General features: G+C 38.4%; 15 protein-coding genes. 5 read left to right on the plus strand and 10 right to left on the minus strand.

What is annotated here, in order from left to right; translation table 11 throughout:
- Window position 1: 1 nt before the first annotated feature.
- The 5 genes from OZP13_RS06320 to OZP13_RS06340 form a co-directional block, all read right to left on the minus strand.
- Window positions 2-388: a hypothetical protein gene (locus OZP13_RS06320; protein ID WP_269243022.1), complete on the minus strand. Its 387-nt coding sequence runs from the start codon at window positions 386-388 to the stop codon at window positions 2-4.
- A gap of 168 nt (window positions 389-556) precedes the next feature.
- Complete coding sequence (locus tag OZP13_RS06325; protein WP_281299047.1) at window positions 557-2,959, minus strand: arylsulfatase; 2,403 nt, start codon at window positions 2,957-2,959, stop codon at window positions 557-559.
- A 701-nt stretch (window positions 2,960-3,660) separates the two neighbouring features.
- On the minus strand, window positions 3,661-6,264 hold the full coding sequence (locus tag OZP13_RS06330) for a TonB-dependent receptor (protein WP_281299048.1): 2,604 nt from the start codon (window positions 6,262-6,264) through the stop codon (window positions 3,661-3,663).
- A gap of 148 nt (window positions 6,265-6,412) precedes the next feature.
- Window positions 6,413-6,745: a winged helix-turn-helix domain-containing protein gene (locus tag OZP13_RS06335; RefSeq protein ID WP_281299049.1), complete on the minus strand. Its 333-nt coding sequence runs from the start codon at window positions 6,743-6,745 to the stop codon at window positions 6,413-6,415.
- A 2-nt stretch (window positions 6,746-6,747) separates the two neighbouring features.
- On the minus strand, window positions 6,748-6,990 hold the full coding sequence (locus tag OZP13_RS06340) for a TOBE domain-containing protein (RefSeq protein ID WP_269243029.1): 243 nt from the start codon (window positions 6,988-6,990) through the stop codon (window positions 6,748-6,750).
- 387 nt (window positions 6,991-7,377) lie between these two features.
- On the opposite strand from OZP13_RS06340, the gene OZP13_RS06345 reads away from it, so the two are divergent.
- From OZP13_RS06345 to OZP13_RS06355, 3 genes are all read left to right on the plus strand, one after another.
- Complete coding sequence (locus tag OZP13_RS06345; RefSeq protein WP_269243030.1) at window positions 7,378-7,905, plus strand: superoxide dismutase family protein; 528 nt, start codon at window positions 7,378-7,380, stop codon at window positions 7,903-7,905.
- A 123-nt stretch (window positions 7,906-8,028) separates the two neighbouring features.
- A complete protein-coding gene (locus OZP13_RS06350; RefSeq protein WP_281299050.1) occupies window positions 8,029-8,598 on the plus strand; it encodes a YdeI/OmpD-associated family protein in 570 nt (189 codons plus the stop codon).
- A 51-nt stretch (window positions 8,599-8,649) separates the two neighbouring features.
- A complete protein-coding gene (locus OZP13_RS06355; protein WP_269243032.1) occupies window positions 8,650-9,852 on the plus strand; it encodes an LETM1-related biofilm-associated protein in 1,203 nt (400 codons plus the stop codon).
- 103 nt (window positions 9,853-9,955) lie between these two features.
- Here OZP13_RS06355 and can read toward each other — a convergent pair whose 3' ends face one another.
- Both can and OZP13_RS06365 read right to left on the minus strand, forming a co-directional pair.
- Window positions 9,956-10,591, minus strand: coding sequence for a carbonate dehydratase (gene can / locus OZP13_RS06360; RefSeq protein WP_281299051.1), 636 nt, complete (start codon window positions 10,589-10,591; stop codon window positions 9,956-9,958).
- A gap of 75 nt (window positions 10,592-10,666) precedes the next feature.
- Window positions 10,667-11,140 carry a Dps family protein gene (locus OZP13_RS06365; RefSeq protein WP_269243034.1) on the minus strand — a complete coding sequence of 158 codons (474 nt, stop codon included), beginning with the start codon at window positions 11,138-11,140 and terminating at the stop codon, window positions 10,667-10,669.
- Between the two features lie 94 nt (window positions 11,141-11,234).
- Here OZP13_RS06365 and OZP13_RS06370 point away from each other — a divergent pair, with 94 nt between their 5' ends.
- Entirely contained in the window at window positions 11,235-12,176 is a 942-nt protein-coding gene (locus OZP13_RS06370; protein ID WP_269243035.1) for a LysR substrate-binding domain-containing protein, read from the plus strand.
- A 37-nt stretch (window positions 12,177-12,213) separates the two neighbouring features.
- On the opposite strand, the gene OZP13_RS06375 is transcribed toward OZP13_RS06370, so the two are convergent.
- Window positions 12,214-12,411: a hypothetical protein gene (locus OZP13_RS06375; RefSeq protein WP_269243036.1), complete on the minus strand. Its 198-nt coding sequence runs from the start codon at window positions 12,409-12,411 to the stop codon at window positions 12,214-12,216.
- 136 nt (window positions 12,412-12,547) lie between these two features.
- Window positions 12,548-13,210: a tRNA (5-methylaminomethyl-2-thiouridine)(34)-methyltransferase MnmC2 gene (gene mnmC2, locus OZP13_RS06380; protein WP_281299052.1), complete on the minus strand. Its 663-nt coding sequence runs from the start codon at window positions 13,208-13,210 to the stop codon at window positions 12,548-12,550.
- Between the two features lie 283 nt (window positions 13,211-13,493).
- Between mnmC2 and OZP13_RS06385 the strand changes: the two genes are divergently transcribed.
- Window positions 13,494-14,561, plus strand: a complete 1,068-nt coding sequence (locus OZP13_RS06385; protein ID WP_281299053.1) for a branched-chain amino acid aminotransferase — start codon at window positions 13,494-13,496, stop codon at window positions 14,559-14,561.
- 126 nt (window positions 14,562-14,687) lie between these two features.
- Here OZP13_RS06385 and OZP13_RS06390 read toward each other — a convergent pair whose 3' ends face one another.
- Complete coding sequence (locus tag OZP13_RS06390) at window positions 14,688-15,071, minus strand: nucleoside triphosphate pyrophosphohydrolase family protein (protein ID WP_269243038.1); 384 nt, start codon at window positions 15,069-15,071, stop codon at window positions 14,688-14,690.
- Between the last annotated feature and the right edge of the window lie 70 nt (window positions 15,072-15,141).

Consider the following 15,141-nt stretch of genomic DNA (forward strand, 5'->3'; position numbering starts at 1 on the left):
GCTATTGTTTTGTCCTGACAAACTCCACTGTCTGCACAAGTTCGCCATCTGGCTGGTAATAGTTGCCCACCAGTATGTCGCGTTCCACCTTATAATTTAATTTATAATAATATCCTGGATTGTTTTCATCCATCAATTCCACATAAACAGACAAGATGGCCTCATTTTTAATCCAATGGGCTTTCCCGATGGTAATTGATTTTGGATCAAAATAGGACACTTCCAATTTTCCGTTATCAAGTGCTTCCGTAATTTTAAGTTGATAAGGGGTCTCGGTTCTGGACCATTCCCCCACAAGCATACGTTGATTGGCTTGCTGTTGTTGACCAAAACTGTACAGTGTTGTTAGAAAGAGTAACAACAAGGTGAATTTGATTTTGTGTTGCATGTGATTCAAAGTTTTTAACAACAATTAAACACATAACCGCCTCAAATTTAGCGAATTAAATTTATAAAAAACAAAAACAAATGCTATCTTTTGCAGTAATCTAAAAAAAAACGGCCACCAAATTAATTGATGACCGCTGGTTTTTAAATCCAGATAACTGAATAGTACTTATTCCTTGCTGAAAGCTCTGGCTGCTTCTCTTTCTAAATCAAGATATTGCTCTTTTCCGGTATTAACAGTCACAAAACTGATTTCTCCTCCTTCAAATTCTCCTGGAGAAGAGTATTGTTTGCTGACAGGGTCTCCGCTATCCCAGCCCACACATAAACCATCTCCAACAAGGGTAAATTTACCTACTTGAGCCGTCATTGCTCCAGTGGCAACTGCTTTGTCATTGATATACAATTTGGCTGTCCCTATAGACTCATGGTGTTCACCAGCCTTTTCTTTGGTAAACTCCATGCCAAAAGTGTGTTTTCCGGGTTTTAATATTTCTGTAGATACTAATTGTTGTTCTTTGATACCAAGGAAATTATACACATAATACAATTTGTGGTCTTTTATAAACAAGCTATGCCCTCCAAAACGAGAACCATGGGCAAAAATTACTCCTTTAGCATCGGCAGTAATCTCAACATTGGCAACAATCTTGAACGATTTACCTCTAACACTAACAGCCACCGCTTCTGGAACTTGACTGGTATGCGGATAATAGGTATAACTATCTGTTGGTTTTTCTTCCGTTGGTCTATCAATATTTAAGATTTGTATGGCAGTACGATCATCTAGCGGCAAAGCTTGATTTTTATTGGCTTCCTCCAACCATAATTGCTTTAATTCTTCCAGTTTTTCAGGATTTTTTTTAGCCAAATCAATAGACTCCGAACGATCTACATCTACGTGATACAACTCCCATTTATCTTGGTCAAATTTACCATGATCCGTCAAAGGAGCATGAACCGCAACGGCTTTCCAACCGTCTTGCCAAATGGCACGGGTACCCAACATGGCAAAATATTGCACATGTTTTTGTGACGGGTCATTCGGTTTGGCGTCAAAACTATACTTCATCGAAACCCCTGATAGTGGATATTGCTCCACTCCACGATACACTTTTGGCATTTCCACTCCACATATTTCAAGAATGGTAGGCACAATATCAACGGCGTGATGGTATTGGTTGCGAACTTCGCCACGGGCTTTAATTCCTTTTGGCCAAGTAATGGTTAACGGACAATCGGTACCTCCCGCATAGTTGGCATAGCGTTTGAACATTTTGAAAGGAGTGGATAAAGCGGCAGCCCATCCCGTTGGATAATGCTCATAAGTATTTGGCCCACCCAACTCGTCAATCAGCTTCATGTTTTCGGCTAGATCGTCAGGAAAACCATTGAAAAATTTATTTTCATTCACGGAACCGTTTGGCGTGCCTTCCCCCGAAGCTCCGTTATCCGAGGCATACATAATGACTGTATTTTCATATTGTCCAGTCTTTTTTAAATAATCAACAATGCGACCAATTTGGACATCGGTATATTCAGAAAATGCAGCATATACTTCACACAAACGGGAGAACAATTTCTTTTCATCAGCGCTAAGTGATTCCCACGGACGCACTGCATCTGCCGGATTGGCCATATCTGCCGGCATAGGGTTCCATTCGGTAAGTTTTGTTCCTTTTGGCAAAATACCTTTTTCAATCATTCTTGGCATAACCCATTTGCGATAAGCATCATAGCCATCATCAAATTTCCCCTTGTATTTGGCTATATAATCGGCTGGCGCTTGATGAGGAGCGTGATTGGCTCCCGGACAATACCACATAAACCAAGGCTTGGAAGGATTGGCCGATTTCTGGTCACCAATCATTTTGATGGCTTGGTCTGCTAAATCTTTGGATAAATGATAGCCTTTTTCAGGACCATAAGGTGCTTCGATAGCGTGGTTGTCTTCGGTCAAATCAGGATAAAACTGGTTGGTTTCTCCACCAATAAAACCATAAAAACGGTCATATCCTTGTTGCAAAGGCCACTGACTTTTATTGGCTCCAGCAGATAAATCAGTTTCCGGAACATTATGGTCTTTTCCTAACCAAAATGTACTCCAACCATTGTCGTTAAGAATTTGTGCCATGGTAGCAGCCTGTGCAGGCAACTGGCAGCTATAACCCGGAAATCCATTGGCTCCTTCGGTGATGGCTCCCATACCGTTCAGGTTATGGTTGCGACCAGTATTTATACAAGAACGAGTTGGAGAACAAAGAGCCACGGTTTGCCACTGTGTATAAGTCAAACCATCGGCAGCCAATTTATCCATCGTAGGCATGTTAATTCTCCCTCCATAAGGTGACCATGCCGCTAGACCGGTATCATCATAAAGAATAAATAAAATGTTGGGAGATCCATCTGGCGCTTTTTTACGGATGAAAGAAGTCCAATCTGCTTTCGAATCACGAACATCGAGCTTAACGACGCCATTAAACGGCGGAACTTTTTCTTGGGCAATGCCACTAAAAGTAATTAGCAACACTCCAAGAAGCATTGAATAGATCAATAGAAATTTTTTCTTCATTTTTCTTTTTGTTTTTTGCGATTAATTAATTTTTTGATTAACCTGAATAAAATTTAAATAACTTATTCTTACAAATATACTATAAACCCAATTAGTTATTGGTCTAGTTACAACTGCTCTCAGGGAGTAAAGTATATCTTTTGACGAATATAGAAAAAAAATTACTTACAAACCTAAATATCACTAATTTAGAATGATTTAAGAATTTGTTTTTTTGCTTTGAAATATAATTCAGGACAAAAATGTACATTTGGTTTTCTAAATTACTGCAAACGATGCACTACCTTATATCGGAAATGGTTTCGTAATTACTGCTGAATTCAAATTAGACTATTATAAAAATCTGAAAGCCTTAGGAACAGTTGTAATACCTGCACACTACTATTAAAACCCTAAGTTTATCGGGTTATTTAGTTGCGCAGCCTTTCTTGTTTAAGAAATACCAAATTAAAAAACTTCAAGAAGACAAATCCAAGCATTACAAAGTATCTTGGTTTATAATTTATTTGGCAGTCAATTTCTTCTAAATACTGCTAGTTTGATTGATCATTTTCTAGGTCACTACTCCAAAGGAATTTATAGCCGCAACTACCTAACAGGTTTCAAAAAACCTGTCAGGTATGGGAATTGTTCAATAGCATTAATTTAAGTTGGTTTTTGTAATGGCTACTATGGACAAATCAATGTTTTGAAGTTTCTTTTTAGATTTCACCAACATTCCAGGTTAATGACAAATAATAAAAAGCACCTATTTGTGGGCCTCCCAATATGGAATAATACGGCTTGTTCAGGAAATTGATTCCTCCAAGTTTGGCAACAACTCCTGGCTTTTTGAAATCATAATTGATTTGGGCATCCATTGCCCAGTAAGACGGCACTTCCCCGCTGACCAAGAAAGAAACATAGTCGTATGGGCTTTGTTGGCGATAGGTGACGCTTACTCCAAGATTTCTCCATAAATTTTCGACTATAACTGTTCCGTTGGCCATGATTTGTGGAGTATTGAAACCGTCTTCCAATCCGTCTTGCTCATCGGTTCGATCCAATTTGGAATACGTTAGATTCCCCAAAAACGAGAATACAGAATTGTAGCGGTATTTCAACCCCAAGCTGCTTCCATAATTGTAGATTTTACTTTTGGAATTGGTCCACAAACGGTAACGGCTCTGGGTAGTTTTCGAATAAAGAGCAGTTGGTATTTGTGCCGGATTGCTTGTGTTCGGGATACTGGCTTCTACTTGGGCAATAAAATTTTCGTAACGATTGTAATAAAAGTCGGCATCAATTAACAAACTCTTTTTTAGGGCAAGACCCCTGAATCCAAATTCAAAAGAACGAACAAATTCTGGTTCTAAATACGTGTAAGGATTTTTCTGAATGATAGCTTTGTTTTTGTCAATCGCTTGGGCTTGTGTCAGGCCAAGAGTGTTGAGGTCACTGGTTACTTGAGCCTGAAACTTGTCGATGGACACTTTCGTATAAGAGTTTTCGAAAATACCGTCCGACATGATTCGCAATCCTCCCACTCTTTTGACGCCACCACTGTTTACATTGGAAAAACCTTCAAAAATACTCGGAAATCGGTAACCACTTTGATAAGAAGCCCGGAAGTTGACCGCCTCTTTCGGAGAATATACCGCGGTAAATCTTGACGTGAACTTCACTTCAAAATAATCGGCTTTGTCGCCGCGAATGGAGGCACTCAAACGTAATTTTTTACTAAATAAATCTTTGCTCAATTGGGTGAATCCGCCTGTTTTTCCATAAGTTAAGTTTTCACCATTATGCTCTGGATTGATAAAATAATTGCCGTCTGGAACAATGATATAGGTTCTATAATCAAATCCACTTAGGAGTTGTACCCCAATTTTCGTGAAAAAGTCGGTAAAAGCCTTGTCCCAGTTCAACAAGCCTTCCGAATGAACGAGACTTGATTTTACGCGAAGTGCCGCACCATAATCCCAATTGTTGATGTTGACCAACTCTTCTTTCTTTTGTTCATAAGCAGCAGTGCCGGGAACAAATCTTCCCTCATCCGATGTTGTTCTGGCTATTTTATGGGCATCGGCAACGACCGATCCATTGGTTACGGCATTATTGTAGGCCGTGGTATAATCGGAAAACCATTTATCGTCGGATTTAAAAGCCCGATCCATATTTTCTGCCAAGGAGCGCATATTGTATGACTTGCCCGTGTTTTCCTGTGTCAAATATCCTCGAACCATAAAAACATCCGTATGGTAATCAATCGCATATTGACTTAACTTGTAATCTTCTAATCTAAAACGGTTGGAACGTTGATAGACTGTATTAATTAAAGCTCCTTTGTAAGTTATGGCTAATTCGTGCCCTTTTTTGGGTCGAAAATACAAGCCGGCATCCCATTTGTAATTCTCGATACCATAATCCGCAATCTCGGTTTCTCTGTAACCTGTTCTGGAAACCACGTATTTTTTGCCGTTCAAAGTCAATGTTTTTCGGTTGGCCGATTCGTTTCCATAGCCATTTACCTCGTCATAAGCCGGATTGTCATCGCCATACAAATTGGTTGACGCATTCAGGTTTGGAGCCAAATCGGTTCGGTTGTCGGCAACCCAATCGGTTCCATTAGTGATGGAAGCATTGATTTTGAAAGCCATTTTCGAGTTGAATGCTTGGGCATAACGCAAATTGGTTGTGGTAAAAAGTTGGGGAGAAAAACGATCAACATTCCCGACATGATTCACGCCCGTCAATTGTTGAATGCTCATTCCCTGGTACTGAAACGGATTTTGGGTCTGGATGTTGGCCAATCCATTGATGGCGTTCATTCCGTATAAAGCGGCAGCCGAACCCGGAATCACTTCAATTTTATCGATGTCAAGGTCATTGGCGCCAAGAGCATTGGCTATGGGTGCGCCCAAATGCGGTGCCTGATTGTCTATTCCGTCTATTAATTGGGCAAATCGAACATTGGTGGTGTTGGCAAATCCCCGGGTGTTGATGACTTTGAAACCTAGACTGGGAATGATGATTTGCACATTTTTCAAGTTTTCCAAGCCATCAAAATGAGTAGGAGAACCATATTTTTTGGCATCAGCCGATTGTAATTGTTCAATGCTGATGGGCGAACGCAAAATAGTTTCTTGGGTGCGGGAAGCCGTTACCACCACTTCCTTAAGTTCGAGTGCTGGAGTTAGGGTATCGGCGAGTGGTTTGCTAAAATCCTGTTTTAATTTGGTGTCTTTCTCGGTTTGTCCAGAGGCTTCGCAAATAGGGACTAAAGCAATAAAACTTGAGCCCAATAGCGTGTAAATCTTTTTCATTTTGTGATTTTGAATGTTGATATTTCTTTTTAGGTATTAATGCTCGGAACTTCATAATCATTGCAGCGATTAAGTTTCGGGCTTTTTTTGTTTTAAAATTTTACTTATTCGATATAAACTAAAATAGATAACGATACGCAAAAAAAAGCTAAAGGTTGATTTCTACATTAATCTGGCTGACCATCTTGTCAAATTGCTCTTGAATTTGCCGATACTCGCCAAGGATTCTTTCGCCATAAGCCGAGATCATTGCTCCTCCTCCATTGGTTCCTCCTCGTTGCATAATGACCAAAAGCTCTGGAGCCACTCGATTCATCTCTTCTATCATATTCCAGGCGTGTTGATAAGAAATCTTGAGTTTTTTGGCCGCACCACTCAAACTACCGCTCTGAACAATTTCTTTGAGCAGTTCGGTTTTTGTTGCATTCAAAAAGCTATTGCCATCTTTCTTGATGGAGATATGACATTCTACCTCAATCATGATTATTTGCAATCACATTTACCGTCTTTACACTCACAAGGAACTCCAATAATCACTTCCGTCGATTTGATGACGGCAAATGCTTCGTCGCCCGGTTTTAAATTCAAATCGGAAATGGCATCTTTGGATATGATGGACGAGATTACATTTCCATTACCCAAGTCAAGCAAGACTTTTGCAGTAATCAATCCCACATCCACTTTGAGGATTTTCCCTTTTAATTGGTTTTGTGCACTTAATTTCATGATATATATTTATTGGGTTAATTCTTTATCTCGTTTTACAAGCCTCGTGCCATTAAATTCAACCTGCTGTAATTCAATAAATTACCAAAAGATACTGCCAAAATGTTTTACATTTATGTAAACAAAACAGGGTTCGTTTTTACATAAACGTAAATTAGTTGTCCTCAAATTTAATGTTTTTAAGAGGACGGGTCAAAGCCTACTCAAAGCCATAGATAAGCCATAGATAAGCCATAGATAAGTCATGGATAAACCTAGGTTGTGGTATGACAAATAATTACCAGAAATGATATTCATATCAACTGGACAAAGTCGATTTTAAGATAACTTTAGTTTTTTATATTTTTATAATCCCTAATATTGTAGAAACAATCTAAACCAAATACAATGAAAAAAATAATCCTCTCCGCGGCACTGCTCCTAGCCATCCTTATTGGATGCAAAACCAACAGCAATTCCTCTGATTCCAAGAATTTGAACATCACGTTCGAATCAAAAAGCAACAGTAACGTAACCGGAACTGCCACCTTTACGGAAAAGAAGGGCAAAGTGACTTTCGTGGCCAAACTGTCGGGATTAACTCCCGGAATTCACGCCATCCACATTCACGAAAAATCAGATTGTACCGCCGCTGACGGAAGTTCCGCCGGAGGACACTGGAATCCAACCTTCAAAAAACACGGGAAATGGGGCGTTGGCGAATACCACAGAGGAGACATTGGCAATTTCATGGCTGACGAAAAAGGAAACGGAACCATCACTTTAACAACCGATGAATGGGCTATTGGTGGCGAAGATGCAACTAAAAACATTCTTGGAAAAGGATTGATCGTACATCAAGGTGCCGATGATTTCACCTCCCAACCTGCAGGAAATGCCGGTGCCAGAGTGGCTTGTTCGGCAATCATTAAATAGTTTTACACTAATTATACATTGACACAGATTTTACAAATTGTCACAGATTAATTTGTGTCAATTTGTGACCCGAGCGATTGCGAATAGGCGAAGCAAATCTGTGTCAAAATAACCTCAAAATAGTTGGACAAAAAAGAACACCATTATTTCAAAAATGCCAAAGAATGGCGGGAATGGTTGCACGAAAACCATGATAAATCCACTGGCATTTGCCTTATTTTCTACAAAGTGGGCAGCAAAATGGAAAGCATGCGCTGGGAAGAAGCCGTTCAAGTGGCAATTTGCTACGGCTGGATCGATTCGACAGTAAAAAAGATGGACGAAGAACGCCGAAAACAAGTGTTCTCGCCAAGAAAAGACAAAAGTGTTTGGAGCAAACTCAACAAAACCTATATCGAAAAACTCCTCAAGGAAAATCTCGTTCACGAAAGTGGCTTGGCCAAAATCGAAATCGCCAAGCAAAACGGTTCCTGGACTTCCTCGGATGCGGTTGAAGAGTTACTTATTCCAGATGATTTAAAAAGGGCATTCAAGCAAAATGAAACGGCTTTTGAAAATTATAAAAATTTCAGTCCATCCTACAGAAAAAGTTATCTTTATTGGCTCAATCAAGCCAAAAGAGAAGAAACTCGAAATAACCGAATAACCCAAATCATGAATCTTTGTCGTGAAAATAAAAAATCAAGAGCATAATTTTTCTAAAAATTCATAAAAAAACATAGCTTTGCAACTCAAAAAAAAGCAATGATTAACCCCTCGGCAGTTGGTTGGATAGACAAATTTTTCTTGAAGCAAAATTCCTCTTTGCTTGCTGCTGAAATGCAACCTGATCTATTTTACAAAAAGGTTAGGGAAACAGGGTTTATTTATGGCCATATCGTTTCTTTCAATATCCCTTTCCAAATTGTAACTAAAGGCTGGCTCCAGAACGAGATTTCCAAAGTGGCTCTGCTCAATACCCTGTATGGCGTTTACGAATTAACCACGGGGGAAAACAATCAAGAAAAATTTGTTTCGAAAGCAGTCGCCTTTTACAATGAAATGAATCCGCAAGGGTTTAGTTTGTTCAAGAAAATATTGCCCGACGACTCCGCTTCGGTTACTCTGGAAAAAATAATCGACAGCCGCGTTCAAACCAATATCGACATCATCAGCAAAAACTTTTCGCATATTGTCACCAATGCGTTGCTTTTTATAGACGTTTTGGCTTTTCGCCAATACTTGATTCACGGGAAAATTCCGGAAAAATATTTAAAAAAAATAGAAGAAGCCATCATCAGCATCGTTTCGCTGGCGTTGAAAACCAAATCCACCAAGTCAAAATACGACGATTTATTGATAAAATTGTTCGAATCCTCGGTTCGTTACAGCAAATTTTCGAAAGTCAACATCAAAAACCTCGAAGAACTGAAATTGGATTATTTCACCAAGGAATTGGAACAAAACTATTTGATCGACATGGCGGGAATGGCCTTGTGGAGCGATGGAGTCATCGAAAACAATGAAGCTTATTTTCTATACAAATTAGCCGAATTAATGGGCGTCCCCGATGATTTTGTCACCGAATGCATGGAGAAAACCAATGAATTCATCACAAAATACAAAAACGAAATCCCCTATTTTAAATATTCCAATCCGGTCAAACATTTTTACGACCAAACCACGCAAACTGTTGTAACACTCATTGGCCGCAACAAAAACAGGCTGGTCAAGGAGATTGTCCAAAGCAAAGAATTGATGTTGCTCTTGGCCTATTCCACCAGAAGGGATTTAAACGAAAAAGAAAAGAAAAAAGTGAGGAAACAACTGTTGGATATTTGCAAAACCATACCCTCGCTGGCCATATTCTTATTGCCCGGCGGCAGTTTGTTGCTGCCAATTTTCATCAAATTCATCCCAACGCTTTTGCCGTCGGCTTTCAATGAAAATTTGGATCACGAAGATTAAAAACTCATTTATTCCTGCCTAAAAAAAAGCCCCTAATTTGCAAATTAGAGGCTTTTAAATTTTTATCAATACAACTGATTTTCAATACACAATATATGTTTATCTAAAACTTCAATTGATACACATTGTCTAAATCCTTGTCCGAACTGAAATTCACGTTCAAATCGGTCACATAACCCGAATTCAAACCGTAAACCCAACCGTGAATGGAGAGTTCTTGCCCTTTTTTCCAAGCCGATTGCACAATCGAGGTTTTGGCCAAATCATAGACTTGCTCAATCACGTTCAATTCGACAAATCGATTGAAACGTTTGGTTTCGTCCTCGATGGCATCCAACTCCTTGTGATGAAAACGATACACATCCTTGATGTGGCGAATCCAGTTGTCAATAATGCCCACCGAATCATTCTTCATGGCAGCCTTTATCCCTCCACAACCATAATGTCCACAAACCAATACGTGCTTGACTTTCAGTACATTTACGGCATAATCCAAGACACTCAACATGTTCATGTCCGAGTGAATGACCATATTGGCAATATTTCTGTGCACAAAAGTCTCACCCGGTTTTGCTCCGATGATTTCGTTTGCCGGCACCCTACTATCCGAACATCCTATCCAGAGCAAGGGCGGAGATTGCCCTTTGGCCAAATCTTGAAAATAATTGGGATCAAGGGTCAAGGATTCCTCAACCCATTTTTTGTTTCTTTCTAATATTTTATTATAAAAATCGCTCATTGAAGTTGTTGTTTTTGGTTCCTCAAAAATAGAAAAATTATTGGCAATACAAGACATCAAGAGTATTTGATTTGATTATTCTTGTTGCCAAGCTTTCAACATCCAAATGGTTTTTTCCTGTTCGGTAATAAAATCACCCATCATAGAGTTAGTTCCCTCGTCGTCAATCTCGCCCGATTTTTTAAGGATGTCTCTTTCAATAAGGAGCAATTTTGACAACGAGGAAACAATCAATTCGATGGCTTTCTCGTCATTGTGGATGTTTTTTCCAATTTCGAGTTGGTTGTGCTTGATATAATCTTCGAATGTGTGAAACGGAATTCCGTCTAAAGTCAAGACACGTTCAGCAATTAAATCTATTTTTAATTGGCTGTCATTGTACAATTCTTCAAATTTTAAATGCAAGTCGAAAAAACGTTTACCGCGAATATTCCAATGCAAACCTCTCAAATTTTGATAATATACTTGAAAATTGGCCAATAAAACATTCAATTCGGTTGCCAAAACTTCGGCTTCTTGACTCGGTAGTCCAATACTGTTTAGTTTCATAATTTTAATTTTTAACAAATTTAAAAAATAACAAAGCCGGCACACTATAAATTAAATTGATTGTTTTTATATTTGCATCACAAAATACTATATAATGACAATTACCCAACTGCAATATGTTTTGGCCGTGGCCGAACATAAAAATTTTACCCTTGCCGCCGAAAAATGTTTTGTTACCCAACCAACATTAAGCATGCAAATCCAGAAAATAGAAGAAGAATTGAATGTCCAGATATTTGACCGAAGCAAAAAACCAATCCAGCTTACGGACATTGGTCAAAAAATAGTCAATCAAGCCAAAAACATCGTCATTGAAGCCGACAGAATAAAGGATATCGTCGAACACCAAAAGGGATTTATTGGAGGCGAGTTCCGATTGGGAATAATTCCAACGATCATGCCGACGCTTTTGCCGATGTTCTTGAATAATTTCATCAAAAAATATCCCAAAATTAAACTCATCATAGAGGAGCTCAATACTGAAGACATTATTACTCGTTTAAAAAACGGCCATCTGGATGCAGCCATTGCCGCTACACCATTGGAAGACGAAAAAATAAAGGAAATTGTGTTGTATTACGAACCTTTCGTGGCTTATATTCCGGAAAGTTATGCCATTTCACAAAAAAACGAAATAGAATTTTCCGACTTGAATATCGATGATATTCTATTGCTGCAAGACGGACATTGCTTTCGCGACGGGATTCTAAATTTATGCAAAAGCCAAAGCGTTTCCAATAAAAACACCTTTCAATTGGAAAGCGGCAGTTTTGAAACCTTGATAAAATTGGCCGACGAAGGATTGGGAACCACGCTCCTGCCCTATTTGCACACCCTGGATTTAAAAGAAAAAGACAAATCAAAATTGAGACATTTCAAGGAACCCAAACCAGCGCGTGAAGTAAGCTTAATTTATCCCAAAAACGAATTGAAAATACATATCATTGATGCGTTGAGAAGCACCATTGCGGGAGTGGTAAAAGGGGCAATTGCTTTCCAAAACGTACAGATTATTAGTCCAATACAGAAGAAATAAAAAAAACCGCCTCATTTTTTTGGGGCGGCTATTTTTTTTATGAATTTACAATTATTAAATATTGCTTTAATTCTGGTTTTTCGATGGTAAAAGTTAAAAGCCATTCTCTTAATAGCTCCATTTCGTAGGGTAATAAAGCTTTTATTGCTTTTTCTAACTCTTTGCAAAAAAGCAGGGGATCAAAACTCACTCTTTCCAGTACGGACTTAGTATAATCATACATTACTTTAGACATGATAAATCAAGATTTAGGGGTTAGCTCATTATTCTAAAACGTTGTAAAAATACAATTTTATTTTTACAATATGCTCAATTTAACAACGAATTATGCTGTTTTCTATTGTTCAAACAAACGTTTTTAAAACAAAACATTAGTTTTTTTTGGCACGAAACATTTCGCGTTTTCCGGGAGCTCCTTCGAGTTTTTCGACCACAAAACCTGCTTCTATCATGCTTCTTTTGATAACGCTTCGGGCGGCATAAGTCACCAAAACTCCTTTTGGCTTAAGGGCTTCATACATTTTTTGAAAAATGGCGGTGCTCCACAATTCGGGTTGGACGTCATAGCCGAAAGCATCAAAATAAATCAAGTCAAATTGTTCAACATCATCAATATCGGCAAAAAATTGTTTCCTTTTGGTCAAATAAAAATTGTCGCCGAAACTTGTTTTTTCTTCCCAACGGCATTCGTGCATTTTTTCGAAGATGTGTCTTTCATTTTCGGCATCCAATTCGGCTACATAATTCATCAATGCCGCTTCCTCAGCAGAAACTGGATAGGCTTCAACGCCAACGTAATTGATGGTTTGATTCCATTTTTGGGCTTCCAAAAAAGTGACAAAAGCATTCAAACCGGTTCCAAATCCAATTTCCAAAATGGAAACTGCCTTGTTTTCAAACAAGGAAAGTCCTTTTTTTATAAAAACGTGTTGGGCTTCCTGAATGGCGCCAAATCTGGAATGATAACATTCGTCCCAATCTTCGATATGGATGGTGGTGGAGCCGTCGCGGGTTTGAATTATGTTTCTTTTCAAAGTGATTTTGGGATTATTTAGGGTTTAGTTTGTAATATTTGGCCAAATTTAATCAAATACCATTTATGTATAACCATCAAAGTTTCCAATTTTTTATGTATTTCATAAAATCGACTCCCCATTTTCCATTTTTTTTGGAATATAAATAAATCACAGTTAAATGCTGTAATTAATGTTTTTTTGTCAAGGATTTTGATGATTTTTATTTAATTTTGCAAATGTAAATTCGCATAGAATCATCTTACTTTTTATAAAAATAGTTTTAATTATAGAATAACCAATTATGAGTGCAACACAGACCAACAAAATTGAAATCATAAAAGCCGCAACTTCAAAAATTAAGGATGTGGATTTTGACAATTTGCATTTTGGAGAAGTTTTTACCGATCATTTATTTGAATGTAACTATACAAATGGAGAATGGCAAAAACCTGTGGTCAAGCCTTATGCCCCTTTTTTATTGGATCCGTCTGCAAAAGTGTTTCATTATGGCCAAGCTATTTTTGAAGGCATGAAAGCTTATAAAGATGACAATAATGACATTTGGTTGTTTAGACCTGACGAAAACTTCAAACGTTTTAATAAATCTGCCGTTAGAATGGCCATGCCGGAAGTACCCGAATCAATTTTCATGGACGGCTTGCATGAATTATTGAAATTAGACCAAGAATGGATTCAAAAAGGAAACGGAAGCAGCATGTATATCCGTCCGTTCATGATTGCCACCGGAGCCGGAGTAATCGCCAATCCATCCGAAGATTATAAATTCATGATTCTTTTGTCGCCTGCAAAAGCGTATTATTCCGGTGAAGTAAAAGTGTTGATTGCCGAGCATTTCAGCAGGGCTGCCAATGGTGGAATCGGAGCCGCAAAAGCGGCAGGAAATTATGCTGCGCAGTTTTACCCGACAAATCTGGCCAACAAAGAAGGTTTTCAGCAAGTAATCTGGACGGATGACGCCACACATACCAAACTGGAAGAAGCGGGAACCATGAACGTGTTTTTTAGAATTAATGACACCTTATTGACGGCTCCTACCAGCGAAAGAATTTTGGATGGTATTACCAGAAAAAGTCTTATCGAAATGGCAAAACGCGAAGGCATCAATGTAGAAGTTCGTCCTGTGTTGGTTTCAGAATTAGTTGAAGCTGCCAAAAACGGAACTTTAAAAGAAATCTTTGGAGCAGGAACCGCTGCGGTTGTAAGTGTTATCAAAGGGTTCTCTTATCAGGATGTTTATTATGAACTGGCTCCTGTCGAGAATTCTTATGCTTCTCTTTTAAAAGAAAAACTAACCAATCTTCAAAACAAACTTTCCGATGATCCTTTTGGATGGACAGTTAAAGTATAGTTGGCAGTATTCAGTAATCAGTGTTCAGTCGCAGTTTACAGAAAAAAAGCAAAAGCGGTTTTTCAACTTTGAAAAACCGCTTTTTATTTAGATTAACAACTGAAAACTGCTACTAATCACTGAACACTACTTTAGTATTTTGGAAAAATCCGGTTTGAAATAATTGGGTCCTTTCATCACTTTTCCGTCTTCGCGATAAATGGGTTGTCCGTCTTCGCCCAATTTGCTCATGTTGGAACGTTGAATTTCGTCGAAAACTTCTTCAATTTTATGTTGCAAACCGTGTTCTATTATCGTTCCGCAAAGAATATACATCATGTCGCCCAATGCATCGGCAATTTCCACTAAATCATTATTCTGGACGGCTTCCAGGTATTCCTCGTTTTCTTCTTTCATCAAATTGTAACGAAGCATTTTCTTGTTTTCGCCCAAATCGGCTACTGGATTTTCATTGTGTCCTATTTTGAAGGCGACGTGAAATTCCTTTACGGCATTAATTTGCTTTTGCATAATTTTATTTGATTAAATGAAGCGGCAAATTAGCAACTTTTACTAAACAAAACCCTAAATTTGTGCAAAA

Source organism: Flavobacterium limnophilum (assembly GCF_027111315.2).
Taxonomy (GTDB): domain Bacteria; phylum Bacteroidota; class Bacteroidia; order Flavobacteriales; family Flavobacteriaceae; genus Flavobacterium; species Flavobacterium limnophilum.